Source organism: Streptomyces sp. NPDC046379 (assembly GCF_055587785.1).
Genome location: NZ_JBVJFP010000001.1, coordinates 660,257 through 683,969, shown reverse-complemented (window position 1 = coordinate 683,969; position 23,713 = coordinate 660,257). Strand labels below are relative to the sequence as shown.

At 73.4% G+C, this 23,713-nt stretch carries 18 protein-coding genes; 8 read left to right on the top strand and 10 right to left on the bottom strand.

The window, feature by feature from the left end; translation table 11 throughout:
* Nucleotides 1–328: 328 nt before the first annotated feature.
* The 4 genes from ACZ6KF_RS03025 to ACZ6KF_RS03010 are packed head-to-tail and all read right to left on the bottom strand — an operon-like array spanning nt 329 to nt 6,028.
* Nucleotides 329–1,489: an acyl-CoA dehydrogenase family protein gene (locus ACZ6KF_RS03025; protein WP_356627370.1), complete on the bottom strand. Its 1,161-nt coding sequence runs from the start codon at nt 1,487–1,489 to the stop codon at nt 329–331.
* Nucleotides 1,490–1,497: 8 nt separating this feature from the next.
* On the bottom strand, nt 1,498–2,442 hold the full coding sequence (locus ACZ6KF_RS03020) for a hydroxymethylglutaryl-CoA lyase (protein ID WP_469237046.1): 945 nt from the start codon (nt 2,440–2,442) through the stop codon (nt 1,498–1,500).
* Nucleotides 2,439–4,400 carry an acetyl/propionyl/methylcrotonyl-CoA carboxylase subunit alpha gene (locus tag ACZ6KF_RS03015; protein WP_469237044.1) on the bottom strand — a complete coding sequence of 654 codons (1,962 nt, stop codon included), beginning with the start codon at nt 4,398–4,400 and terminating at the stop codon, nt 2,439–2,441. Before ACZ6KF_RS03015 ends, ACZ6KF_RS03020 begins: the two co-directional genes overlap by 4 nt.
* A gap of 11 nt (nt 4,401–4,411) precedes the next feature.
* Nucleotides 4,412–6,028: a carboxyl transferase domain-containing protein gene (locus tag ACZ6KF_RS03010; protein WP_469158457.1), complete on the bottom strand. Its 1,617-nt coding sequence runs from the start codon at nt 6,026–6,028 to the stop codon at nt 4,412–4,414.
* An 87-nt stretch (nt 6,029–6,115) separates the two neighbouring features.
* Between ACZ6KF_RS03010 and ACZ6KF_RS03005 the strand changes: the two genes are divergently transcribed.
* The gene (locus ACZ6KF_RS03005) at nt 6,116–6,724 is read left to right on the top strand and encodes an SACE_7040 family transcriptional regulator (RefSeq protein WP_356627335.1); all 609 of its coding nucleotides are present in this window, start codon (nt 6,116–6,118) and stop codon (nt 6,722–6,724) included.
* Here ACZ6KF_RS03005 and ACZ6KF_RS03000 read toward each other — a convergent pair.
* Together ACZ6KF_RS03000 and ACZ6KF_RS02995 are read right to left on the bottom strand one after the other, a co-directional pair.
* The gene (locus tag ACZ6KF_RS03000) at nt 6,703–7,290 is read right to left on the bottom strand and encodes a hypothetical protein (protein ID WP_469237041.1); all 588 of its coding nucleotides are present in this window, start codon (nt 7,288–7,290) and stop codon (nt 6,703–6,705) included. The genes ACZ6KF_RS03005 and ACZ6KF_RS03000 overlap by 22 nt on opposite strands.
* 82 nt (nt 7,291–7,372) lie before the next feature.
* On the bottom strand, nt 7,373–8,416 hold the full coding sequence (locus ACZ6KF_RS02995) for an esterase-like activity of phytase family protein (RefSeq protein ID WP_469237040.1): 1,044 nt from the start codon (nt 8,414–8,416) through the stop codon (nt 7,373–7,375).
* 225 nt (nt 8,417–8,641) lie between these two features.
* Between ACZ6KF_RS02995 and ACZ6KF_RS02990 the strand changes: the two genes are divergently transcribed.
* On the top strand, nt 8,642–9,445 hold the full coding sequence (locus ACZ6KF_RS02990; RefSeq protein ID WP_356627338.1) for an endonuclease I family protein: 804 nt from the start codon (nt 8,642–8,644) through the stop codon (nt 9,443–9,445).
* Nucleotides 9,446–9,825: 380 nt separating this feature from the next.
* The gene (locus ACZ6KF_RS02985) at nt 9,826–10,191 is read left to right on the top strand and encodes a peptidase inhibitor family I36 protein (protein ID WP_356627339.1); all 366 of its coding nucleotides are present in this window, start codon (nt 9,826–9,828) and stop codon (nt 10,189–10,191) included.
* A 30-nt stretch (nt 10,192–10,221) separates the two neighbouring features.
* On the opposite strand, the gene ACZ6KF_RS02980 is transcribed toward ACZ6KF_RS02985, so the two are convergent.
* On the bottom strand, nt 10,222–11,907 hold the full coding sequence (locus ACZ6KF_RS02980) for a thiamine pyrophosphate-binding protein (protein ID WP_356627340.1): 1,686 nt from the start codon (nt 11,905–11,907) through the stop codon (nt 10,222–10,224).
* On the bottom strand, nt 11,904–12,899 hold the full coding sequence (speB, locus tag ACZ6KF_RS02975; RefSeq protein ID WP_469158460.1) for an agmatinase: 996 nt from the start codon (nt 12,897–12,899) through the stop codon (nt 11,904–11,906). Before speB ends, ACZ6KF_RS02980 begins: the two co-directional genes overlap by 4 nt.
* A 110-nt stretch (nt 12,900–13,009) precedes the next feature.
* Here speB and ACZ6KF_RS02970 point away from each other — a divergent pair, with 110 nt between their 5' ends.
* Complete coding sequence (locus tag ACZ6KF_RS02970; protein WP_469237039.1) at nt 13,010–14,572, top strand: PucR family transcriptional regulator; 1,563 nt, start codon at nt 13,010–13,012, stop codon at nt 14,570–14,572.
* Nucleotides 14,573–14,659: 87 nt separating this feature from the next.
* On the top strand, nt 14,660–15,448 hold the full coding sequence (locus tag ACZ6KF_RS02965; protein WP_356627342.1) for a phosphatase: 789 nt from the start codon (nt 14,660–14,662) through the stop codon (nt 15,446–15,448).
* Nucleotides 15,449–15,642: 194 nt separating this feature from the next.
* On the opposite strand, the gene ACZ6KF_RS02960 is transcribed toward ACZ6KF_RS02965, so the two are convergent.
* Nucleotides 15,643–16,515, bottom strand: coding sequence for an acyl-CoA thioesterase (locus ACZ6KF_RS02960; RefSeq protein WP_469237036.1), 873 nt, complete (start codon nt 16,513–16,515; stop codon nt 15,643–15,645).
* A gap of 35 nt (nt 16,516–16,550) precedes the next feature.
* Nucleotides 16,551–17,708 carry an acyl-CoA dehydrogenase family protein gene (locus ACZ6KF_RS02955; protein ID WP_356627344.1) on the bottom strand — a complete coding sequence of 386 codons (1,158 nt, stop codon included), beginning with the start codon at nt 17,706–17,708 and terminating at the stop codon, nt 16,551–16,553.
* Between the two features lie 190 nt (nt 17,709–17,898).
* Between ACZ6KF_RS02955 and ACZ6KF_RS02950 the strand changes: the two genes are divergently transcribed.
* The 3 genes from ACZ6KF_RS02950 (at nt 17,899) to ACZ6KF_RS02940 (ending at nt 23,653) form a co-directional block, all read left to right on the top strand.
* Nucleotides 17,899–21,618, top strand: coding sequence for an ABC transporter ATP-binding protein (locus ACZ6KF_RS02950; RefSeq protein ID WP_356627345.1), 3,720 nt, complete (start codon nt 17,899–17,901; stop codon nt 21,616–21,618).
* Between the two features lie 72 nt (nt 21,619–21,690).
* Complete coding sequence (locus ACZ6KF_RS02945) at nt 21,691–22,080, top strand: hypothetical protein (RefSeq protein WP_469237034.1); 390 nt, start codon at nt 21,691–21,693, stop codon at nt 22,078–22,080.
* Between the two features lie 145 nt (nt 22,081–22,225).
* Nucleotides 22,226–23,653 carry a S28 family serine protease gene (locus ACZ6KF_RS02940; protein WP_469158465.1) on the top strand — a complete coding sequence of 476 codons (1,428 nt, stop codon included), beginning with the start codon at nt 22,226–22,228 and terminating at the stop codon, nt 23,651–23,653.
* The last annotated feature ends 60 nt before the right edge of the window (nt 23,654–23,713 follow it).

Below are 23,713 nucleotides of genomic sequence, written 5' to 3'. Positions count from 1 at the left end.
TTTTCGGCCAGGTCGGTCTTCCGGTGTTCGAACTACCCGCCGGTCGCGGTGCGTAAGGCCCGGGGCGCGAAACGTGATCAACACCACGCGGGGTGGAGCGGGTGCGGGTGGGAGCTGGGGCCGCGTCAGGAGGGCGCGCGGTGGGGGCCGTGGGGGCCGTGGGGTGCCGTGGGGTGCCGGGGGCGGTGCCGACGTGCAGGGCCGTCGTGCGGGGTCGGGGTCGGCGGGGTCGGTGTACGGGGCGTCGGGCCGAGCGGCCGCCGCCCTCGACGCCCCGTACGCCCCCGTGCACGCCCCCTGACACCGTCGTGCGTCGCCCGGGCGGCCGCTACCCTGCCAGCCCCAACTCGCGGGCGATCAGCATCCGCTGGACCTCGCTCGTGCCCTCGCCGATCTCCAGGATCTTGGAGTCGCGCCACATGCGGGCCACCGGGTACTCGTTCATGAAGCCGTAGCCGCCGTGGATCTGGGTGGCGTCGCGGGCGTTGTCGACGGCGATCGTGGACGAGTACAGCTTGGCCAGGGCCGCCTCCTTCTTGAAGGGCTCGCCGGCCACCAGGCGGGACGCGGCGTCGCGCCAGGCGAGGCGGGCCGTGTGGGCCTTCATCTCCATGTCGGCGATCTTGAACTGGATTGCCTGGTTCGCGCCGATCGGGCGGCCGAAGGCGTGACGTTCCTTCGCGTACTTGACCGACTCGTCCACGCAGCCCTGCGCCAGCCCCGTGGCCAGCGCCGCGATGGCGATGCGGCCCTCGTCCAGGATGCGCAGGAACTGGGCGTACCCGCGGCCCTCCTCGCCCAGCAGGTTGGCCGCGGGGACGCGGACGTCGGAGAAGGACAGCTCGCGGGTGTCGGAGGCGTTCCAGCCGACCTTGGAGTACGGGGGCGCGACCGTGAAGCCCGGGGTGCCCGAGGGGACGATGATCGCCGAGATCATCGGTCTGCCGTCCGGCTTGCGGCCGGTGACGGCGGTGACGGTCACCAGGCCCGTGATGTCGGTGCCGGAGTTGGTGATGAAGCACTTGGTGCCGTTGATCACCCATTCGCCGGTGTCCGGGTCGAGCCGCGCCGTCGTGCGCGTCGCGCCCGCGTCCGAGCCGCCGTCCGGCTCGGTCAGGCCGAACGCGCCCAGGATCTCCCCGGAGCACAGCCGCGGCAGCCACTCGCGCTTCTGCTCGGGCGTGCCGAACAAATGCAGCGGCATCGCGCCCAGGGAGACGCCCGCCTCCAGGGTGATGGCCACCGAGGAGTCCACGCGGGCCAGCTCCTCCAGGGCGATCCCCAGCGCCAGGTAGTCGCCGCCCATCCCGCCGTACTCCTCCGGGAACGGCAGCCCGAACAGGCCCATCCGGCCCATCTCGCGGACGATCTCGTACGGGAACTCGTGCCGCTCGTAGTGGTCGCCGATCTTCGGGGCGACGACGTCGTGCGCGAACTCCTCCACGGTGCGGCGGAGTTCCTCCAGCTCGGGGCTCAGACGGTGGTCCATGGCGGTGATCACGGCTCCTGGTGGGAGAGGGCTCGGACGGTGCGGGACGGGCTGGGCCGGCCCAGGCGGCCCGCCATCCAGACGCTGGTGGCGACGAGGCCGTCCAGGTCGACCCCGGTGTCGATGCCGAGGCCGCGCAGCATCCACACGAGGTCTTCGGTGGCGAGGTTGCCGGTGGCGGACTTGGCGTAGGGGCAGCCGCCCAGCCCGCCGGCGGAGGCGTCGACGGTGGTGACGCCGTGCTGCAGGGCGGCCAGGGTGTTGGCCAGCGCCTGCCCGTAGGTGTCGTGGAAGTGGACGCCGAGGGCGCCGGCCGGGACGCCGGCCTCGAAGAGCGCGGCGAGCAGCGCGCCGACATGGCCGGGCGTGCCGACGCCGATGGTGTCGCCGAGGCTCAGCTCGTCGCACCCCATGTCCAGCAGGGACCGGCACAGCCGCACCACCTGCGCGACCGGCACCGGGCCCTCCCACGGGTCGCCGAAGCACATGGAGAGGTACCCGCGCACGTGCAGGTCCTCCGCCTTGGCCCGGCTCACCACGGGGGCGAACATGGCCAGCGCCTCGTCCACCGTGCGGTTGAGGTTGGCCCGGGCGAAGGCTTCGCTGGCGCTGGCGAAGACGGCGATGCGGCGGGCGCCGAGCGCGAGCGCCCGGTCGAGGCCGCGCTCGTTCGGCACCAGCACCGGCAGCGCCACGCCGGGCAGGTCGTTCACCATCGGCAGCAGCCGCTCGGCGTCCGCGAGCTGCGGCACCCATGTGGGGTGGACGAAGCTGGTCGCCTCGATCGTGCTCAGCCCGCAGCCTGCCAGCCGGCGGATGAACTCCGCCTTGACCTCGGTCGGGACGGTCTCCTTCTCGTTCTGCAGGCCGTCGCGGGGGCCCACCTCGTGGATCCGCACCCGGGCAGGCAGTCCCGGCGCCGGTACGGTCATCGGCAGCCCGTGCGCCGTCATCGCGCCGCCTCCTGTCCGGGCTCCCGCTCCGCTTCCCGTCCCGGTTCCCGCTCCGCCTCCCGTGGCGTGATCACGGCCAGGACCTGGTCCATGGCGACCGTGCTGCCGGGCGCGACGTCCAGCTCGGCGACCGTGCCGGCGTGCGGGGCGGAGATGACGTGCTCCATCTTCATCGCCTCCACCACCAGCAGGCTCTGACCGGCCGCCACCTCGTCGCCGACGGCGACCTTCACGACCGTGACCGTCCCCGGCATGGGCGCGGTCAGCGAGTCGGCGCCCGCGTGGGCGGCCCGGCCGAGGGACGCGGCGACCGGATCGTGGTCGCGCACGTGCCAGGCGTCGCCGTCCCGGCCGAGCCAGTCGCCCGCCCGGTGGAAGGTGTGCCGTACGCCGTCCAGGGTCACGGACACGCGGTCGGCGGCGACCGCGTGCTCGCCGCGCGGGGTGTACGTCACCGGCTCGGAAACCCGCAGCGGGAAGGCGGCGGGCCTGGTGGCGCCGCCCATCCGCCAGCCGCTCGGCACCGAGAACGGGTCCGTCCAGCCGTCGCCGCGCGGGCGCAGCGCGTCCAGCCGTACGGCCGCCGCCGCCTCGTACACCTCCTCCGGCACGTCCGTCGCGACCAGCGACTCGGCCTCCCGCTCGACCAGCCCGGTGTCCAGGTCGCCGGCCACGACCGCCGGGTGGGCCAGCAGCCGGCGCAGGAACCCGGTGTTGGTCGGCACGCCCAGCACGACCGTGTCCGCGAGGGCGGCACGCAGCCGGCGCAGGGCGATCGCGCGGTCGGGGCCGTACGCGACGACCTTGGACAGCATCGGGTCGTAGAGGCTGCCGACCTCCGTGCCCTCGCTGAGCCCGGAGTCCGTGCGGACGCCGTCGCCCTGCGGCTCGCGCAGCCTGAGCACCGTGCCGCCGGAGGGCAGGAACCCGCGGGAGGGGTCCTCGGCGCAGACGCGGGCCTCGATGGCGTGACCGGTCAGGGCGATGTCGTCCTGCCCGAACGGCAGCGGCTCCCCGGCCGCCACCCGCAGCTGCCACTCCACCAGGTCGAGACCCGTCACCAGCTCGGTGACCGGGTGCTCCACCTGGAGGCGGGTGTTCATCTCCATGAAGTAGTACGACGAGGGGTCGCCGCCCGGGACGATGAACTCCACCGTGCCCGCGCCGACGTACCCGCAGCTGCGCGCCGCCTGCACCGCCGCCTCGCCCATCGCGGCCCGCGTCGCCTCGTCCAGGAGCACGCTCGGCGCCTCCTCGATCACCTTCTGGTGCCGGCGCTGCAGGGAGCACTCGCGCTCGCCGAGGTGGACGACGTGGCCGTGGGCGTCGGCCAGGACCTGGATCTCGATGTGCCGGGGCCGGTCGACCCACCGCTCCACCAGGAGGGTGTCGTCGCCGAAGGACGCCGCCGCCTCGCGCCGGGCCGCCGCGATCTCCTCGTCCAGCGCGGACAGGTCCCGCACCAGCCGCATGCCCTTGCCACCGCCGCCCGCGCTGGGCTTGAGCAGCACCGGCGCGCCCAGTTCACGGGCGGCCTCGGCGAGCTTGGGGTCGCGCCCGCCCGGTACCACGGGCACCCCGGCCGCCTGCACCGTCTCCTTGGCGCGGATCTTGTCGCCCATCAGGGCGATCGCGTCCGGCGGGGGGCCGATGAAGACCAGGCCCGCCTCGGCGCAGGCGCGCGCGAAGCCGGCGTTCTCGGCGAGGAAGCCGTAGCCGGGGTGCACGGCCCGGGCGCCGCTGCGGCGGGCGGCCTGAAGCAGCCGCTCCACGGACAGATAGCTCTCGGCCGCGGGCGGCGGTCCGATCCGCACCGCCGTGTCCGCCTCGCGGACGTGCCGGGCGTCGGCGTCGGCGTCGGAGAAGACGGCCACCGAGCGCACGCCCAGCGCGCGCAGCGTCCGGATCACGCGGACGGCGATCTCACCGCGGTTGGCCACCAGAACTGTGTCGAACATGGGTCCCCTCCTCACATCCGGAAAACGCCGAACCCGGGGTCACCGAGGGGCGCGTTGGCGCAGGCGGTCAGGGCCAGGCCCAGCACCTGCCGGGTCTCCAGCGGGTCGATGACGCCGTCGTCCCACAGGCGGGCGGTGGCGTAGTAGGCGTTGCCCTGGCGCTCGTACTGGGCGCGGATCGGGGCCTTGAAGGCATCCTCGTCCTCGGCCGGCCACTGCTCGCCGCGCGCCTCCAGCTGGTCGCGCTTGACGGTGGCGAGGACGGAGGCGGCCTGCTCGCCGCCCATCACGGAGATCTTGGCGTTGGGCCACATCCACAGGAAGCGGGGGGAGTAGGCCCGGCCGCACATCGAGTAGTTCCCGGCGCCGTACGAGCCGCCGACCACGACCGTCAGCTTCGGCACGCGCGTGCAGGCGACGGCCGTGACCATCTTGGCGCCGTGCTTGGCGATGCCGCCGGCCTCGTAGTCCCGGCCGACCATGAAGCCGGAGATGTTCTGCAGGAACAGCAGCGGGATGCCGCGCTGGTCGCACAGCTCGATGAAGTGGGCGCCCTTCTGGGCGGACTCGGAGAACAGGATGCCGTTGTTGGCGACGATGCCGACCGGGTGGCCGTGGATGCGGGCGAAGCCGGTGACCAGGGTCTGTCCGAACTCCGCCTTGAACTCCGCGAACCGGGAGCCGTCGGTGATGCGGGCGATGATCTCGCGCACGTCGTAGGGCGTGCGGGGGTCGGCGGGCACGGCGCCGTACAGCCCGTGGGGGTCGACCTTCGGCTCGACGGCGGGCCGCACCTCCCAGGGCAGCGGGCCGCGCGCGGGCAGGGTGGCGACGATGGTGCGCACGATGCGCAGCGCGTGCGCGTCGTCCTCGGCGAGGTGGTCGGTCACGCCCGACACGCGCGCGTGGACCTCGCCGCCGCCGAGCTCCTCGGCCGTGACGACCTCGCCGGTGGCGGCCTTCACCAGGGGCGGGCCGCCCAGGAAGATGGTGCCCTGGTTGCGGACGATCACGGCCTCGTCGCTCATGGCCGGGACGTACGCCCCGCCGGCGGTGCAGGAGCCGAGCACGGCGGCGATCTGCGGGATGCCGGCCCCGGACATCCGGGCCTGGTTGTAGAAGATCCGCCCGAAGTGCTCCCGGTCGGGGAAGACCTCGTCCTGCATGGGCAGGAAGGCGCCGCCCGAGTCGACCAGGTACAGGCACGGCAGCCGGTTCTCCAGCGCCACCTCCTGGGCGCGCAGGTGCTTCTTGACGGTCATCGGGTAGTACGTGCCGCCCTTGACGGTGGCGTCGTTGGCGACGATCACGCACTCGCGCCCGCTCACCCGCCCGATCCCGGCGATCACCCCCGCGGCCGGGGCCTGTCCGTCGTACATCCCGTCGGCCGCCAGGGGCGCCAGCTCCAGGAAGGGCGAGCCGGGGTCCAGCAGGCCGTCCACCCGGTCGCGCGGCAGCAGCTTGCCGCGAGCGGTGTGCCGGGCCCGGGCCTTCTCACCACCTCCCAGACGGGCGGCGGCCAGCTTGGCCCGCAACTCCTCGACCAGCGCGAGATGCGCGGCCTCATTGGCCTGCCAGGCCTCCGACGCGGGATCCGCCGCGGTCGTCAGCTCCGGTGCCTGGTCCATCCTCGCGGCCCCTTCATTGTGTTAGTGACCGTTAACGCGTTGCCCCCAGGTTAACGACCGCTAACCTCCCTGTCTAGAATCGCTTCCATGGCCACCAGAACGGACGCCCCGACCCGCCGCGAGCAGATCCTCAAGCAGGCCGCCCGGCTCTTCGCCGAGCGCGGCTTCCACGGCGTCGGGGTCGACGAGATAGGCGCCGCGGTCGGCATCAGCGGCCCCGGTCTCTACCGGCACTTCGCGGGCAAGGACGCGATGCTCGCGGAGCTGCTGGTCGGCATCAGCGGCCAGCTGCTGACCGGCGCGAAACGCAGGCTCGGCGAGGCCGGAGGCGTGGCGCCGGGGAAGGTCCTCGACTCGCTCATCGAGGGCCACATCGACTTCGCGCTCGACGACCGTCCCCTGATCACCCTGCACGACCGCGAGCTGGACCGCCTCCGGGACACCGACCGCAAGCTGGTCCGCCAGCTCCAGCGGCAGTACGTCGAACTGTGGGTGCAGGTCGTCCGCGACGCCTACCCGGCCCTGGCCGAGCCCGCGGCCCGCTCGGCCGTGCACTCGGTCTTCGGCCTGCTCAACTCCACCCCCCACCTGGGCCGCGGGGGCTCCCTGCCCGGCCGCGGCGCGACGGCGCAGCTGCTGCACCGCATGGCGCGGGGCGCGTTCGCGGCGGCGGCTCAGGCCTCCGGCGAGGACTGAGCGGTCCGGGGGAAGCCCAGCGCGTCGAGCAGGCCGTCGAAGAGGTCCTCCACGAAGGGCTCGTGCGCGCGCAGCAACTCCTTGATCCACGTCCGCTCCGCCGCGGCCCACGCGAGCGCGCCCGCGGCGTCGGCGGGCACGTCCGCGTCCAGCTCCGCGCGCTTGCGCCGCACGGCCTCGTCGAACTCGGGGGTGCCGATCCACAGGCCGGTGTCGTCGACGTCCTCGGGCTCCTCGGTGAGCAGGGCGGCGGCGTTGTCCAGGTTGAGCCATGCCCGCCGGCGCCGCCCGCCGGTGCCGAGCCCCGTGACGAGGGCGACGCCGCTGTCCGAGACGTCGGCGACGCAGACCGGGGCGCCGGTCGGAGCGACCAGCGCGGGGAGGTCGTCGTCACTCCAGAGCCCGTGGGTCAGCTCCAGGGTCTGCCATCCGCCCGGCCGCGGCTCCCCCGCGTGCACGGCGTCGCCGGGCTCCGGGCCGAGGCCGGCGAACACGGGCGCTGCCGCCGGCGGGCGCGGGCTGCGGGCGAAGAGCGGGTGACCGGAGAAGCCCACGGGAACTGCCATGGGAGAGAGACGGTGTGCGCACTGTACGGGCGACCGCCGACATCGCCGGCCGGCGGCCTCCCGGGTCTCCCGCGTCGCTCGCTCAGCCGTTCGCGCGCACCCGCAGCGAGTAGAAGCGCGTCGTCTGGGCGGCGTTCTGGTTGTCGTCGCTGGCCAGGAGGACGTCCAGGGCGCCGCGGTCCCGGCCGGTGGCCGTCATCGCCTCGATGTTGTCGAGGAGCGGGTTGGGCTGCGGCTGCTTGGCCGTGGCGCCCAGGTCGGGGCAGTCGGCCAGGTCGGCCAGCAGGGTCTTGCCGACCAGGCGTACGCCGTCCTGCCCCGTCAGGTACGTGGTGTCGCCGACGTCCGTGGCGTGGCGCGGGTCGGCCAGGTAGAGGCGGACGGTGTTGCCGACCCCGGCGGTGAAGCCGCGCTCCAGGACGAGCAGGCGGCCGTCCGGCGTGGCGGTGATCTCGGGGACGCCGAGCCCGGCGTCGGCGCGGTAGGCGTACTGCGCGCCCGGCGTGAAGCCGCCGCGCCCGCGGTTCCAGGTCTGCAGGCGCACGATCCCGGCGCTGTCGCCGGACAGGGCGTACTCCATGGAGGCGATCAGCGTCCGGCCGCCCGGCAGCAGGGTCAGGCCCTCGAACGTCCCGTTGACCGCGGCGCGCCCGGCCGGGGCGACCCGCAGGGCGTCGGGCACGGGCAGCCGGCCGAGGATGCGGCCGTCGCGCGAGTAACGGCGTACGGAGGGCTCGGTCTCGGAGGAGACCAGGTACGTGCCGTCCCGGTCCACGACAAGGCCCTCGGAGTCCAGCGCGGCCCCGTTCTCGTCGGCGAGCGGCACCACGCCCCGCGGCCGGAGCGTGCGCGCGTCCAGCGTGAACAGCGCGGAGCGGTCGGAGAGCGCGGCCAGCGTGCCGTCGCGGTGCGGGGCGAGGGCGGAGAAGTTGCCCACGAAGGTGTTCTCGTACGTCGTCTTGTCCAGGGCGTCGGAGAAGCCCCGGACGGAGACGGACGGCGAACAGGCGTTCTCCCGCGAGCCGTTCGGGTGGGCGGCGGCGGGGCCGGCGGCGGTGAGGCAGGCGGCGGCCGACAGCGCGGCGGTGGTGGCGGCGAGTGCGGTGCGTACGGTTCTCAGGCGCATGGGCGTCACCGTAGGGCGGGCCGGTGACGGCGGGGAGGCGGGGCAGTGAAGGGCCGGTCGCCCGCGGCCCGGGCATGGTGGCTCGTCGGCAAATCGCCCGACCCTGCCTCCACTTGACGGTTTCCGTCATGCGCACGACACGTTAAGTTCACGCCCGGGAGCCCATGTCCATGTCACGCTCCCGTTTGCCCGCTCACTCAACACGCGTAGAACGGACGTCCCCTCATGCCCGCGACGCAGACACGCCGCTGGAAGTCCGTGGCGCTCGCCACGTCGGCCGTACTGGTCGGCCTCACCCTCCCCGCCCTGACCGCGACCCCGGCCGGCGCCACCACCACCGCGTACGACAGCACGTACTACGCGCCGGCGATCGGCAAGACCGGCACCGCGCTGAAGTCGTCCCTCCACACGATCGTCAGCAAGCAGACGAAGATCTCCTACTCTGCCGTCTGGGAAGCGCTGAAGGTCACCGACCAGGATCCCGGCAACACCAACAACGTCAGGCTGCTCTACTCCGGCATCTCCCGCAGCAAGTCCCTCAACGGCGGCAGCACCGGCAACTGGAACCGCGAGCACGTCTGGGCCCAGTCGCACGGCGACTTCGGCACCTCCGCCGGTCCCGGCACCGACCTGCACCACCTGCGTCCCGAGGACGTCCAGGTCAACAGCATCCGCGGCAACAAGGACTTCGACAACGGCGGCAGCAGCTTCACCAACAGCGGTGGCAGCCTCACCGACTCGAACTCCTTCGAGCCCCGCGACGCCGTCAAGGGCGACGTGGCCCGCATGATCCTCTACATGGCCGTCCGCTACGAGGGCGGCGACGGCTGGCCCGACCTGGAGCCCAACGACGCGGTCACCAACGGCAGCGTCCCGTACCACGGGCGCCTGTCGGTCCTGAAGCAGTGGAACGTCGAGGACCCGCCGGACGCCTTCGAGGAGCGCCGCAACCAGGTCATCCACTCGACCTACCAGGGCAACCGCAACCCGTTCATCGACCACCCGGAGTGGGTCGAGGCGATCTGGTAGCCCGTCGGCCGGCATCCGCCGGGCACCGTCACACGGAGCCCGGCGGCGCCTCTTCCACGCTCGCGCTGCCTGCCCCGAAGCGGCCGTCGGCCGCAGTGCGTCGATCGTGGACGGCGTGCTCCGCGGGAACGTCCCAAGCGGTGGCCGGGTCCACGCGGCGCCCCCGGCACGGGCGGCGCGCCCCGCGCCACCGGTGCGCCCGCGTGACCGGCGCTCGCCATGGCCGGTGATCGCGCCGTCGGGCCTCCGGTTCGCTCCATGAGGTGGTGTGGGCGCCCACCCCGGGCGTGGCGTCGCGGGACGTGGGGACCATGGCGTCACCCCGGCGGTCCCGTCGGGGCGATGCCGTCCCGCAAACACCGGAAGAACTGGAGCGTCCCATGAAGCTTCGTACCTGGTCCGCCGCCGTCGCGCTCGTCCTGACCGCCCTCGTCCTGCCGGCGCAGGGGGCCGCCGCGCAGCCGCAGGAAGCCGCCGCCCCGCCGTCCTGCCCGGACGGGTCGATCTGCTTCTACAGCAAGGAGAACTTCCGCGGCAGCACCTGGGAGTGGACGGCGCGCAGCGGTTACCGCGACATGCCGTCCTTCCTCCACGACCACGTCGGCTCGTTCGTCGCCAGCACCCGCGCCTGCTTCATCAACTGGTCCCCGGTGGAGAAGCGGGACGTCTTCAACGGCGACTGGCGCTCGCGCTACCTGAGCGACTTCGGCGGCCGGATCGACGGCGTGGGCCGCGGACCCTGCTGACCGGGCCGCCGCTCGCGCCGCCGGCCCCGCTCACCCCGTGTGCGTCGGCGCGAACATCCGCAGTACCGCCGGGAGCACCACCACCGACGGCCCCGGGGTCCCCAGTGCCTTGGTCAGGTCCGCCGTCAGGGTCCCCGGGGTCGTGCGGACCGCGGGGACGCCGAAGGACTCGGCGAGGGCCGCGAAGTCGGGGCCGGTCAGGTCGGTGGCCGTGGGGGCGCCGTAGGCGTCGGTCATGTACTCGCGCAGGATGCCGTAGCCGCCGTCGTCGACGATCAGCCAGGTGACGTCCAGGCCGTACTGGCGGGCCGTGGCCAGCTCGGCGACCGAGTAGAGCGCGCCGCCGTCGCCGGAGACCGCGAGGACCGGGCGGGTGGGGTCGGCGACGGCCGCGCCCAGGGCCGCCGGGAAGGCGTAGCCGAGGCCGCCCGCGCCCTGCGCCGAGTGCATGGTGTTCGGGGCCTTGGGGTCGAAGGCGGACCAGGCCCAGTAGCCGAGGATCGTCATGTCCCAGAAGGACGGGGCGTCGGCCGGGAGGGCCGCGCGCACCGAGGCCAGGACGTCCTGCTCCACAGCGAGTCGCTGGCCGGCGAGCCGTTCGCGGACGCGGTCGAGGACCGCCCGCACCCGCGCGGGGGCGGCGGTGTCCTCGCGCGGCCCGACCGTCTCCAGGAGGGCCTGCAGGGCGAGGCGGGCGTCCGCGTGGATGCCGAGGGCCGGGTGGTTGGACTCCAGCTTGCCGAGGTCCGCCTCGATCTGGATCACCCGCCCGCGCGGCCGGAACGTGTGGTAGTTCGAGGAGAGTTCGCCCAGCCCCGAGCCGACCACCAGGAGCACGTCGGCGTCCTCCAGGAAGTCGGTCGTGTGCCGGTCCTCCAGCCAGGACTGAAGCGACAGCGGGTGGTTCCAGGGGAACGCGCCCTTGCCGCCGAAGGTCGTCACCACCGGGGCCGAGAGCCGTTCCGCCAGCTGCCGCAGCTTCTTGGCGGCGTCCGCGCGGACCACTCCGCCGCCCGCGACGATCGCCGGGCGGGCCGCCCGGGACAGCAGGTCGGCGGCCACGGCGGTGAGTTCGGGGCGGGGCGGGAGGTCCTCGGGGGTGGCGTCGACCGCCGTGACGACCGGCAGCGCGGCCGGGGCCGTGAGGACGTCCTGCGGGATCTCCACCCACACCGGGCCGTGCGGGGCGGTCAGCGCCGACCGCCAGGCCGCCGCGATCGCGGAGGGGATCTGCGACTGGCTGCGGACGGTGTGCACGGACTTGACCACGCCCCGGAACGACGCGGCCTGGTCGGGCAGTTCGTGGAGGTAGCCGCGCCGGCCGCCGCCGAGGCCCGCCGTCGGGACCTGGCTGGCGACGGCCAGGACCGGGGCCGAGGCCGCCGCCGCCTCCTGGAGCGCCGGAAGGGACATCAGCGCACCCGGCCCCGTCGACAGCAGCAGCGGCGCCGCCTCGCCGGTGATCCGGCCGTACGCGTCCGCCGCGAACCCGGCGTTGTTCTCCGTGCGCAGCCCGACGTAGCGCAGGTCCGAGCGGCGCAGGGCGTCGAACAGGCCGAGCGCGTGCTGCCCGGGCAGGCCGAAAACGGTGGTCGCGCCGAGCCCGGCCAGCGTCTCCACGACCAGGTCCCCGCCCGTGCGGCCGGGAGGAGGATGCAGCGCGGCCTCCGTCTGGGCGGCCGTCGGGCGCAGTTCCAGGTCGTGGTCGTGGGTCACTTGCCCTCGCTCTCCTCGCGGTTCTCCTCGCGGGCGGCGGCGATCCGGCGCGACATGATCGTGGTCAGTTCGTACGCCGTGTGGGAGGCGGCCACCGATGTGATCTCGGCGTGATCGTACGCGGGGGCCACCTCGACCACGTCCGCGGAGACCAGGTTGCAGGAGGCCAGGCCCCGCAGGATCTCCAGCAGCTCGCGCGAGGTCATGCCGCCGGCCTCGGGCGTGCCGGTGCCGGGCGCGTGGGCCGGGTCCAGGCAGTCGATGTCGATGGAGATGTACAGGGGGCGGTCACCGATGCGCTGGCGGAGCTGGTCGGCGACCTCGTCGGCGCCGCGGCGGTAGACGTCCGCCGAGGTGACGATGCCGAAGCCCATCTTCTCGTCGTCGGTGAGGTCCTGCTTGCCGTAGAGCGGGCCGCGGATGCCGACGTGGGACAGGGCGGAGGTGTCGAGGACGCCCTCCTCGACGGCTCGCCGGAACGGCGTGCCGTGCGTGTACTCGGCGCCGAAGTAGGTGTCCCAGGTGTCGAGGTGGGCGTCGAAGTGGAGCAGGGCGACCGGGCCGTGCTTCTTCGCCACCGAGCGCAGCAGGGGCAGGGCGATGGTGTGGTCGCCGCCGAGGGTCATCAGGCGGGCGCCCGTGCCGAGCAGCTCGTCGGCGGCGGCCTCGATGGTGTCCACGGCCTCGTTGATGTTGAACGGGTTGACCGCGATGTCGCCGCCGTCCGCGACCTGCGCGAGGGCGAAGGGGGAGGCGTCCTGCGCGGGGTTGTACGGGCGCAGCAGCCTCGACGCCTCGCGGATGGCGTTGCCGCCGAAACGGGCGCCCGGCCGGTAGGAGACGCCGGAGTCGAAGGGCACGCCCACGACGGCGACGTCGGCCGTGCCGACCTCGTCCAGGCGGGGGAGGCGGGCGAAGGTCGCGGGGCCGGCGTAGCGCGGGATGCGGGAGGAGTCGACGGGGCCGCGAGGCGTGTCGTTGCTGCTGCTCATGGGGGCGCTGCCTACTTTCCTGCGTTTCACTGTGCTGCGGGCCGGGACCGAGCCTAGGTGGCCGCAGGGCCGAGACGAAGAGTACGTTTCCTCCATTCACGTCATGCCGAATGGAGGAAACGCACACCGTGTCGGACGCCGCCTCCCCGCCCAGCCCACAGGCCCCGACTACCCCATATGCCCTGAACCCCCCTTCCGCCCCGCCGCATCCACCGGTCCCGCCTTCCCCACCCGTCCCGCCGACCCCTCCGGTCCCCCTCGCCGCCCTGCTGGCCCGCGACGACCTGGCCCTGCGGCAGCTCGCCGGGCCGTCGGGTCCGGACGTGGCGATCCACTGGGCGCACACCTCGGAGATGGCGGACCCCTACCCGTACCTGCTGGGCGGCGAGCTGCTGCTCACGGCCGGGGTGCACATCCCGGACGGGGCGGAGCAGGCGTATTTCGACGGCTATGTCGCGCGGATCGTCGACGCGGGCGGCGCGGCCCTCGGGTTCGGGGTGGCTCCGGTGCACGACACGGTGCCGGACGCGCTGGTGGCGGCCTGCGAGGCGCGTGGGCTGCCGCTGCTGGAGGTGCCGCCGCGGACCACCTTCTCCGGCGTGGCCCGCGCCGTCGGGCAGCTGGTCGCCCAGGCCCGGCTGGCCGAGCTGCGCCGGGTGACCGAGGCCCAGCGGAGCCTCGCGGCGGCGGCGTCCCGACCGGACCCGGCGCCGGCGGTGCTGCGGAGGCTGGCCCAGTGGGTGCGCGGCCGGGCGGTGCTGTACGGGCCGGACGGCACGGAGCTGGCGGCGGCCGGGCGGACGCCGGGCGAGGAGGCGTCGGGGGCGCTGGCGGGGCTGGCGCGCGCCGTCACCGAGCGCGCCTCGGCGTCGGCGTCGGACACCGTGGGCGCCGCGCACCTCACCGCGTACGCCCTCGGCGCCGGGCGGGGTCATGTCCTCGGCGTCGCCGCGCCGGGACGGGAACCCGGCGACCACACGATCGCCTCGGTCGCGGCGGTGCTGCTGACCCTCCTCACCGGCGAACGGCACGGCGCCGGCGCCGCCGCCCGCTCCTCCGCCCTCGTACGGCTGCTCCTCGGCGCGCGCCCGCAGGACGTGGCCCCGCTCCTCGGCGAGGGCCCCTGGCTGGTGGCGCACGCCCTGCCGGACGCGCCGCCCGCCGACCCGACGGCCGCCTCCGCCCTCGGCGCGGCGCTCGGCACCGCCCTGCTCGACCTGGCGCCGGACGTCGTACGGCTGCTGCTGCCCGCCGGCCGGGATGTGGCCCCGCAGCCGGGCTGGACCCTCGGCGTCAGCGCCCCGGCCGGTCCCGAGGCGTGGCCGGCCGCCGACGCGCAGGCCGCCCGCGCCCTGGCCCGCGCCCGCGCCATCCGGGCGCCCCTCGCCCGGCACGGCGCCGACCGCGCGGGACTGAGCGCACTCCTCCCCGAGGCGGAGGCGCAGGCTCACGCCCGTGCACTGCTCGCGCCCCTGGCCGCCGTCCCCGCGCTCCCCGAGACCCTGCGCACCTGGCTGTCCCTGCACGGCAGTTGGGACCGCACCGCCGTGGCCCTGTCGGTGCACCGCAACACCGTGCGGCAGCGCATGGCCCGGTGCGCGGCGCTGCTGGACGCTGACCTGGACGATCCGGACGTGCGGATGGAACTGTGGTTCGCCCTGCGGCACATGTGAGGCGCCCGGGACGGCCGGGGAGTGACGCACGTCCCAGCGGACGGGACGCCCGGGACGCGCACAGGCGTCTGCCCCACAATGGGAGCCATGCCGATATCCGGGACACCCAGCCGCGCCGAACTCGTCGAACACCTCGTGAGGACCCGTATCGCGGGCGACGTGGCCACCCCTCGTGAGAACAACCTCTCCCACTACCGTCAACTGGCGAACGGCGTCCGCAACTTCTGGCTCGGCCTGGAGCTCGGCGACCGCTGGACCGACGAGCAGGACGTGCTCGCGGTGATGGCGGAGCGGGTGGGCGTCAACGACGACCCCGAGTACCGGTTCGGCCAGGACACCATCGACCCCGAGCTGACCGTCGCCGGACTGGAGCGGCTGGCGGCCCGGCTGCGCAAGGCGGCCGACGGCGGGCAGCGGGTGCTGTTCGCGACCGGTCACCCGGGCGGCCTGCTCGACGTGCACCGCGCGACGGCCGCCGCGCTGCGGGCCGCGGGCTGCGAGATCGTCGTGATCCCGGAAGGGCTGCAGACGGACGAGGGCTATGTGATGCAGTTCGCGGACGTGGCGATGCTGGAGCACGGCGCGACGCTGTGGCACACCCACTCGGGCGAGCCGATGAAGGCGATCCTGACCGCCCTGGAGCGCGAGGGCCGCCCCCTGCCCGACCTGGTCGTCGCCGACCACGGCTGGGCGGGCTACGCCGGTCAGCACGGCGTCGACTCCGTCGGCTACGCCGACTGCAACGACCCGGCCCTGTTCCTCGCGGAGGCCGAGGGCACCGTCCAGGTGGCGGTCCCGCTGGACGACCACGTGGTCAGCCCCCGCTACTACGACCCGATGACGGCGTATCTGCTGTCGGAGGCGGGACTGGCGTAACGGGCCGCGCGCCCCCGCACGGGCGCGCGTTCCCCCCATCGGAAGCCGCCGGAAGCCGCCGGAAGCCGCCGGAAGCCGCCGGAAGCCGCCGGAAGCCGCCGGAAGCGGCCGGAAGCAGTTGAGAGGCCGCCGGAAGCCGCCAGAAAGCCGTTGAGGACGCCCGAAGCCTTCGGAGGCCGCCGGTGCGCGCCGCCTCAGCCCTCGCGCGGCACCCGCAGCACGCCCTCCTGGATCACCGATATCGCCAGCCGCCCGTCCTGGGTGTAGATGCGGGCCTGGCCCAGGCCCCGGCCGCCGTGGGCCGTCGGCGAGTGCTGGTCGTACAGCAGCCACTCGTCGGCGCGGAACGGGCGGTGGAACCACATCGCGTGGTCCAGCGAGGCGCCGACCACGTCGCCGACGGCCCAGCCGCCGCGGCCGTGGGCGAGCAGCACGGAGTCCAGCAGCGTCATGTCGGAGACGTACGTCGCGAGGACGACGTGCAGCAGCGGGTCGTCCGCGAGCTTGCCGTTGGCGCGGAACCACACCTGGGAGTGGGGCGCGCGGGGCTCGCCGTACCGGCCGAAGGGCGGGTCGTCGACGTAGCGCAGGTCGACCGCGGCGCGGGCCTCGATGAACCGCTCGACCGTCTCGGGGTCGAGGTGCGGGTAACCGCGCAGGCGGTCCTCGGAGGTGGGCAGCGTGGCCGGGTCGGGCGCGGGCGGCATCGGAGTCTGGTGGTCCAGGCCCTCCTCGGGCCGCTGGAAGGACGCCGACAGGGCGAAGATCGGCTTGCCGTGCTGGACGGCGACGACCCGGCGCGCGGTGAAGGAGCGGCCGTCGTTCATGCGGTCGACGGTGTAGACGATCGGCGCGCCCGGGTCGCCCATGCGCAGGAAGTACGCGTGCAGGGAGTGGGGCAGCCGGTCCGCGGCGACCGTCCGGCCGGCGGCGACGAGCGCCTGGGCCGCGACCTGCCCGCCGAAGACGCGGGGGACCACGGCGGAACGGGACGTGCCGCGGAAGATGTCCTCCTCGATCTGCTCCAGGTCGAGCAGATCGAGGAGGTCCTGAAGTGCCTGGTTCATGGCACCTTTTCTACTGGCCGGTAATTGCGGGGACCTTACAGGCCCATATCCTTCGCGATGATCATCTTCATGACCTCGCTGGTGCCGCCGTAGATCCGGTTGACCCGGTTGTCCGCGTACAGGCGGGCGATCGGGTACTCGTTCATGTAGCCGTAGCCGCCGTGCAGCTGGAGGCAGCGGTCGATGACGCGGTGGGCGACCTCGGTGCAGAACAGCTTGGCGCTTGCGGCCTCGGCGGCGGTCAGCTCGCCGGCGTCCAGGGCCTCCAGCGCGCGGTCGGCGACGGCCTCGGCGGCGTCCACCTCGGCCTGGCAGGCGGCCAGCTCGAACTTGGTGTTCTGGAACGCGGCGACCGGCTTGCCGAACACCGTGCGCTCCCGCACGTAGTTCTTGGCGAACCGCACCGCGGCCTTGGCCTGGGCGTAGGCGCCGAAGGCGATGCCCCAGCGCTCGGAGGGCAGGTTGGCGCCCAGGTAGGAGAAGCCCTTGTTCTCCTCGCCGAGCAGGTCCTCGACCGGCACCTTCACGTCGACGAACGCCAGTTCGGCGGTGTCGGACGTCTTCAGGCCCAGCTTGTCCAGCTTGCGGCCGACGGAGTAGCCCTCGGACCTGGTGTCCACGGCGAACAGCGAGATGCCGTGCCGGCGGTCCTCGGCGGTCGGCGGGGCGGTGCGGGCGCAGACGATCACCTTGTCGGCGTGCACGCCGCCGGTGATGAAGGTCTTGGCGCCGTTGAGGACGTAGTGCGTGCCGTCCTCGGAGAGCCGGGCGGTGGACTTCATGCCCGCGAGGTCGGAGCCGGTGCCCGGCTCGGTCATCGCGATCGCCCACATCTCCTCGCCGGAGACGAACTTCGGCAGGAAGCGCTTCTTCTGCTCCTCCGTGGCGAGCATCTTGATGTACGGGAGGGCCAGCAGCACGTGCACGCCGGAGCCGCCGAAGGTGACGCCCGCGCGGGCGGTCTCCTCGTACTGGATCGCCTCGAACTTGTGCGTGTCCAGGCCCGCGCCGCCGTACTCCTCGGGCACGTTGATGCCGAAGACGCCCAGCTCGCCGAGCTTGTAGTAGAAATCGCGGGGCGCCTGGCCCGCCGCGAACCACTCGTCGTACACCGGCACGACCTCGGCCTCGATGAAGGCGCGCAAGGTCTCCCGGAACGCCTCGTGATCCTCGTTGAACACCGTACGGCGCACGCCGCCACCTCCACGGGTACATGTCTAAGCGCTTGCTCACTCACCGTACCGGCGGGTAGGAACCGCGTCCAGACCGTCCGCCGGGTAACCCTCGTCACTCGCCGCGGCGCCCCGCGGGATGAAATCCGCCCCCACCGGTGTTGGTGCCTTCCGGCAGATCAGGTCCGTCGGCAGAAACGGAAGGCACCGCGTGGGCGCGCAACGGGGATGGGCACGACGGCTGGCCGGGTACGCCTGGCGTCATCCGAAGGACGTCGTCCTGGCCCTCGGGTCCTCACTCGCCGGCATGGCCGTGATGGCGCTGGTGCCGCTGATCACCAAGGTGATCATCGACGACGTGATCGGCGACAGGAGCCGCGCCATGGCCCCCTGGGCCGGCGCCCTCGTCGTGGCCGCGCTGCTCGTCTACGTCCTCACCTACATCCGCCGCTTCTACGGCGGCCGGCTCGCCCTCGACGTCCAGCACGACCTGCGCACCGAGATGTTCGAGACGATCACCCGGCTCGACGGCCGCCGCCAGGACGAGCTGTCCACTGGCCAGGTGGTCGGCCGGGCCACCAGCGACCTCCAGCTGATCCAGGGCCTGCTGTTCATGCTCCCCATGACGATCGGGAACTTCCTGCTCTTCCTGATCTCCCTGGTGATCATGGCGTGGCTGTCGGTCCCGCTCACCCTCGTCGCCCTCGCCGTCGCCCCCGCCATCTGGTGGATCGCCCAGCGCTCCCGGACCCGGCTGCACCCCGCCACCTGGTACGCGCAGGCCCAGGCCGCCGCCGTGGCCGGCGTGGTCGACGGCGCGGTCAGCGGCGTCCGCGTGGTCAAGGGCTTCGGACAGGAGGACCAGGAGACCGGGAAGCTGCGCGAGGTCGGCCGCAAGCTGTACGCGGGACGGCTGCGCACCATCCGCCTCAACAGCCGCTACACCCCTGCCCTCCAGGCCGTTCCCGCCCTCGGCCAGGTCGCCATGCTCGCGCTCGGCGGCTGGCTCGCCGTCCGCGGCGACGTCACCCTCGGCACCTTCGTCGCCTTCTCCACCTACCTCGCACAGCTCGTCGGCCCGGTGCGGATGCTCGCCATGGTCCTCACCGTCGGCCAGCAGGCCCGCGCCGGCACCGAGCGCGTCCTGGAGCTGATCGACACCGAGCCGACGCTCGCCGACGGCGCCCTGGAACTGCCCGCCGACGCCCCCGCCACCGTCGAGTTCGACGACGTCTCCTTCGGCTACGACCCCGACCGCCCCGTCCTCCAGGGCCTCTCCTTCGAGATCCGCCCCGGCGAGACCCTCGCCGTCGTCGGTTCCTCCGGCTCCGGCAAGTCCACCGTCTCCCTGCTCCTGCCGCGCTTCTACGACGTCACCCGCGGAGCCGTCCTCGTCGGCGGCCACGACGTGCGCGAGCTGACCCTGGACTCCCTGCGCGCCGCGATCGGACTCGTCCCCGAGGACTCCTTCCTCTTCTCCGACACCGTCCGCAACAACATCGCCTACGGCCGCCCCGATGCCACCGAGGAACAGATAGAACAGGCCGCCCGCGCGGCCCAGGCCCACCGTTTCATCGCCGAGCTGCCCGACGGCTACGACACCAAGGTCGGCGAGCACGGCCTGACCCTCTCCGGCGGCCAGCGACAGCGCGTCGCCCTCGCCCGCGCCATCCTCAGCGACCCCCGCCTGCTCGTCCTGGACGACGCCACCTCCGCCGTCGACGCCCGCGTGGAGCACGAGATCCACGAGGCCCTCCAGCAGGTCATGCGGGGCCGCACCACCCTCCTCATCGCCCACCGCCGCTCCACCCTCAACCTCGCCGACCGCATCGCCGTCCTCGACGGCGGCCGGCTCGCCGACATCGGCACCCACGAGGAACTCCAGCGCCGCTGTCCCCTCTACCGCCGCCTGCTCACCGACCCCGACGAACTCGGCGGCGTCTCCCCGGGCCACGCACGGCCCGCCGCCCCGCCGGAGGACACCTCCGTCCGCGAGGAGCTGGACGCCGAGTTCGACGCCGAGCGCGGCGTCACCCCCCGGCTGTGGAGCGGCGACCGCGAGCCGAAGGACCCCGCGCTGGCCGGCACCCCGGCCACGCCCGAGCTGCTCGCCCAGGTCGACGCCCTCCCGCCGGCCGACGGCACGCCCGACGTGGACGAGGCGCGGGCGGTGCGCGCGGAGGAGTCGTACGGCCTGAAGCGGCTGCTGCACGGGTTCGGGCTGCCGCTGCTGGTCAGCCTCGGGCTGGTCGCCGTGGACGCCGGGATGGGCCTGCTGCTGCCGGTGCTGATCCGGCACGGCATCGACAGCGGCGTCGGCGAGGCCGCCGTCGGCGCGGTCTGGGCGGCCTCGCTGCTGGGCCTGCTGACCGTGCTCGCCCAGTGGGCCGCGCAGACCGGCGAGATCCGGATGACCGGCCGCACCGGCGAACGCGTCCTCTACGCGCTGCGGCTGAAGATCTTCGCCCAGCTCCAGCGGCTCGGCCTCGACTACTACGAGCGCGAGCTGACCGGCCGGATCATGACCCGGATGACCACCGACGTCGACGCGCTGTCGACGTTCCTGCAGACCGGCCTGGTCACCGCGTTCGTCTCCGTCGTCACCTTCTTCGGCATCATGGCCGCCCTGCTGGTGATCGACCTCCAGCTCGCCCTCGTGGTGTTCGCCACGCTGCCGCCGCTGATCATCGCCACCTACTTCTTCCGCAGGGCCAGCGTGAAGGCGTACGAACTCGCCCGCGAGCGCGTCTCCACCGTCAACGCCGGGCTCCAGGAGACCGTCGCCGGACTGCGGATCGTGCAGGCGTTCGGGCGTGAGCGGGACGGCGCCCGGCGGTTCGCCGAGAGCAGCGACAGCTACCGTCAGGCCCGCATCCGCGGCCAGTGGCTGATCTCGGTCTACTTCCCGTTCGTGCAGTTCCTGTCCTCGGCCGCCGCCACCGCGGTGCTCGTCGCGGGCGCCGGCCGGGTGGACGCGGGCACCCTGACCACCGGCGCGCTGGTCGCCTACCTGCTCTACATCGACCTGTTCTTCGCCCCCGTCCAGCAGCTCTCCCAGGTGTTCGACGGCTACCAGCAGGCCTCCGTCTCCCTCGGCCGCATCCAGGAACTCCTCCAGGAGCCGACCTCCACCAAGAGCGCCGACGAGCCCCGCGAGGTGCTCTCGCTGCGCGGCGAGATCGCCTTCGAGGACGTGCACTTCGCCTACGGCGACGAAGAGGAGGCCCTGGCCGGCATCGACCTGCGCATCCCCGCCGGGCAGACCGTCGCCTTCGTCGGCGAGACCGGCGCGGGCAAGTCGACCCTGGTCAAGCTGGTCGCCCGGTTCTACGACCCGACCCGCGGCCGGGTCACCGCCGACGGCCAGGACCTGCGCACCCTCGACCTCACCTCGTACCGGCACCGGCTCGGCGTCGTCCCGCAGGAGGCCTACCTCTTCCCCGGCACCGTCCGCGACGCCATCGCCTACGGCCGCCCCGGCGCGACCGACGCCGAGGTGGAGGCGGCGGCCCGTGCGGTCGGCGCCCACGAGATGATCGCCCGCCTGGAGGGCGGCTACCTCCACCAGGTCGCCGAGCGCGGACGCAACCTCTCCGCCGGGCAGCGCCAGCTGATCGCGCTGGCCCGCGCCGAGCTGGTCGACCCGGACGTGCTGCTCCTCGACGAGGCGACGGCCGCGCTCGACCTGGCCACCGAGGCGCTGGTCAACCAGGCGACGGACCGGATCGCGGGCCGCCGTACCACGCTGGTCGTCGCGCACCGGCTGACCACCGCCGCCCGCGCGGACCGGGTCGTCGTCATGGACCACGGCCGGGTCGCCGAGGACGGCACGCACGACGAACTCCTCGCGCGCGGCGGCCGGTACGCCGAGCTGTGGCGCACCTTCGTCGGCGCGCCCGACCCCGAGGAGACGGTCGGCGTCCGCGGCTGAGCAACCATCCGGCGTACGTCCCGCGTCCGTACACCAGTACGCTCATCACTGGGGTGACGGGGAGGACGAACAGTGAACGGGAGAGCGATACGACGCCGGGCGGCGCTCGGGACGGCGCTGCTGACCGCGTCCGGACTGCTCGCGCTCGCCGCGCCCGCCGAGGCCCACGCGGCGCCCTCAACCTGCGCCGGACGCAAGGTCAGGACGCTGCCCTTCTCCACCGGTTCGGTGCAGGTCTACAAGAGCGGCGGCTACGTCTGCGCCCTCACCCTCGCGAAGAACCCGGGCCCCCGGCGCACCATGTCGGTCAGCGTCCAGGCGCGCGGCAGCCGCCCGGTCGTCGACAAGGGCGAGTACCGCAGGCACGCGGGTCCGGTGACCGTGCACGCCGGGCAGCGCTGCGTGTGGGTCAAGGGCTCGGTGTCGAGCGGCTCGGTCAGCTCGGGCTGGATCCTGTGCTGACCGCCTGACCGCCTGACCGCCTGACCGCCTGACCGCCTGACCGCCTGACCCCCTCCGGCCCCTCACGCGCCGTCATTCCCCCTGGTGCACAGTCGTGTTCCTCCGATAGCTTCCGGCGCACATCTGTTCTCACAGGGGAGGGTGCATGCGCAAGGCGCTCAGATGGCTGCTCGCGCTCACCGTGTTCATAGGCACGCTGAGCACGGCCGGGGCGGCCACCGCCGCCCAGCCGGAGGCCACCGGTACGACGGACATCAGGGAGAGGCTGCTCTCCATACCGGGGATGAGCCTGGTCGAGGAGAAGCCGTACCCCGGCTACCGCTTCTTCGTCCTGAACTACACCCAGCCGGTCGACCACCGGCGGCCGTCCCAGGGCACGTTCCAGCAGCGGATCACCGTGCTGCACAAGGACGTCTCCCGTCCGACGGTCTTCTACACCGGCGGCTACAACGTCTCCACGACGCCCAGCCGCCGCGAGCCGACCCAGATCGTGGACGGCAACCAGGTCTCCATGGAGTACCGCTACTTCACCCCGTCCCGGCCCGCGCCGGCCGACTGGAGCAAGCTGGACATCTGGCAGGCCGCCACCGACCAGCACCGCATCCACCGGGCGCTGAAGCCGGTCTACTCGCAGAAGTGGCTGTCCACGGGCGGCTCCAAGGGCGGCATGACCGCCACCTACTACGAGCGTTTCTACCCGCGCGACATGGACGGCGTCGTCGCCTACGTCGCCCCCAACGACGTGGTGAACCAGGAGGACTCCGCCTACGACCGCTTCTTCGCCACCGTCGGCACCGAGGAGTGCCGCGACCGCCTGAACGGCGTCCAGCGCGAGGCCCTGGTGCGCCGGGAGGCGCTGGAGAAGCGCTACGAGGCCTACGCCGCCGAGAACGGCTACACCTTCCACACCGTCGGCAGCCTCGACAGGGCGTACGAGGCGACCGTGCTCGACTACGTCTGGGGCTTCTGGCAGTACAGCCTGCTCTCCGACTGCGACACCATCCCGGCCGACGCGGAGAACGCCACCGACGACGAGATCTGGACCTCGATCGACACGATCGCCGGGTTCTCGTTCTACACCGACCAGGGCCTGGAGCCGTACACGCCGTACTACTACCAGGCGGGCACCCAGCTCGGCGCGCCCACCATCCACTTCCCGCACATCGAGAAGCAGTACGTCCGCTACGGCTACCTGCCGCCGCGGTACTTCGTGCCGCGGGAGATCCCGATGAAGTTCGAGCCGGGCGCGATGCGCGACGTCGACCGCTGGGTCCGTCACAACGCCGACCGGATGCTGTTCGTCTACGGCGAGAACGACCCGTGGGGCGCCGAGCCGTTCCGCCTCGGCAAGGGAGCGCGCGACTCCTACGTCCTCACCGCGCCCGGCGCCAACCACGGCGCCCGCGTGGCCGGCCTGGTCGAGGACGAGAAGGCCCTCGCCACCGCGAAGATCCTCGAGTGGGCGGGCGTCGCCCCGGCCGCCGTCCGCGCGGACGCGTCCAAGGCCAAGCCGCTGGCCCGCTACGACGCCAAGCTGGACAAGCGCGGCCCGGAGCGGACGCTGCGCCCGTAACCGACGGCCGTACCGGCACCACCCGTCGCCCGGCTCCTGGTCTCCAGGGGCCGGGCGCTC

Excerpts from the sequence above, each read along its gene's own strand:
- ACZ6KF_RS03025 (WP_356627370.1), bottom strand. The coding sequence starts at position 1,489 with ATGGACCACCGTCTGAGCCCCGAGCTGGAGGAACTCCGCCGCACCGTG.
- ACZ6KF_RS03020 (WP_469237046.1), bottom strand. The coding sequence starts at position 2,442 with ATGACGGCGCACGGGCTGCCGATGACCGTACCGGCGCCGGGACTGCCT.
- ACZ6KF_RS03015 (WP_469237044.1), bottom strand. The coding sequence starts at position 4,400 with ATGTTCGACACAGTTCTGGTGGCCAACCGCGGTGAGATCGCCGTCCGC.
- ACZ6KF_RS03010 (WP_469158457.1), bottom strand. The coding sequence starts at position 6,028 with ATGGACCAGGCACCGGAGCTGACGACCGCGGCGGATCCCGCGTCGGAG.
- ACZ6KF_RS03005 (WP_356627335.1), top strand. The coding sequence starts at position 6,116 with ATGGCCACCAGAACGGACGCCCCGACCCGCCGCGAGCAGATCCTCAAG.
- ACZ6KF_RS03000 (WP_469237041.1), bottom strand. The coding sequence starts at position 7,290 with ATGGCAGTTCCCGTGGGCTTCTCCGGTCACCCGCTCTTCGCCCGCAGC.
- ACZ6KF_RS02995 (WP_469237040.1), bottom strand. The coding sequence starts at position 8,416 with ATGCGCCTGAGAACCGTACGCACCGCACTCGCCGCCACCACCGCCGCG.
- ACZ6KF_RS02990 (WP_356627338.1), top strand. The coding sequence starts at position 8,642 with ATGCCCGCGACGCAGACACGCCGCTGGAAGTCCGTGGCGCTCGCCACG.
- ACZ6KF_RS02985 (WP_356627339.1), top strand. The coding sequence starts at position 9,826 with ATGAAGCTTCGTACCTGGTCCGCCGCCGTCGCGCTCGTCCTGACCGCC.
- speB (WP_469158460.1), bottom strand. The coding sequence starts at position 12,899 with ATGAGCAGCAGCAACGACACGCCTCGCGGCCCCGTCGACTCCTCCCGC.
- ACZ6KF_RS02970 (WP_469237039.1), top strand. The coding sequence starts at position 13,010 with ATGGAGGAAACGCACACCGTGTCGGACGCCGCCTCCCCGCCCAGCCCA.
- ACZ6KF_RS02965 (WP_356627342.1), top strand. The coding sequence starts at position 14,660 with ATGCCGATATCCGGGACACCCAGCCGCGCCGAACTCGTCGAACACCTC.
- ACZ6KF_RS02960 (WP_469237036.1), bottom strand. The coding sequence starts at position 16,515 with ATGAACCAGGCACTTCAGGACCTCCTCGATCTGCTCGACCTGGAGCAG.
- ACZ6KF_RS02940 (WP_469158465.1), top strand. The coding sequence starts at position 22,226 with ATGCGCAAGGCGCTCAGATGGCTGCTCGCGCTCACCGTGTTCATAGGC.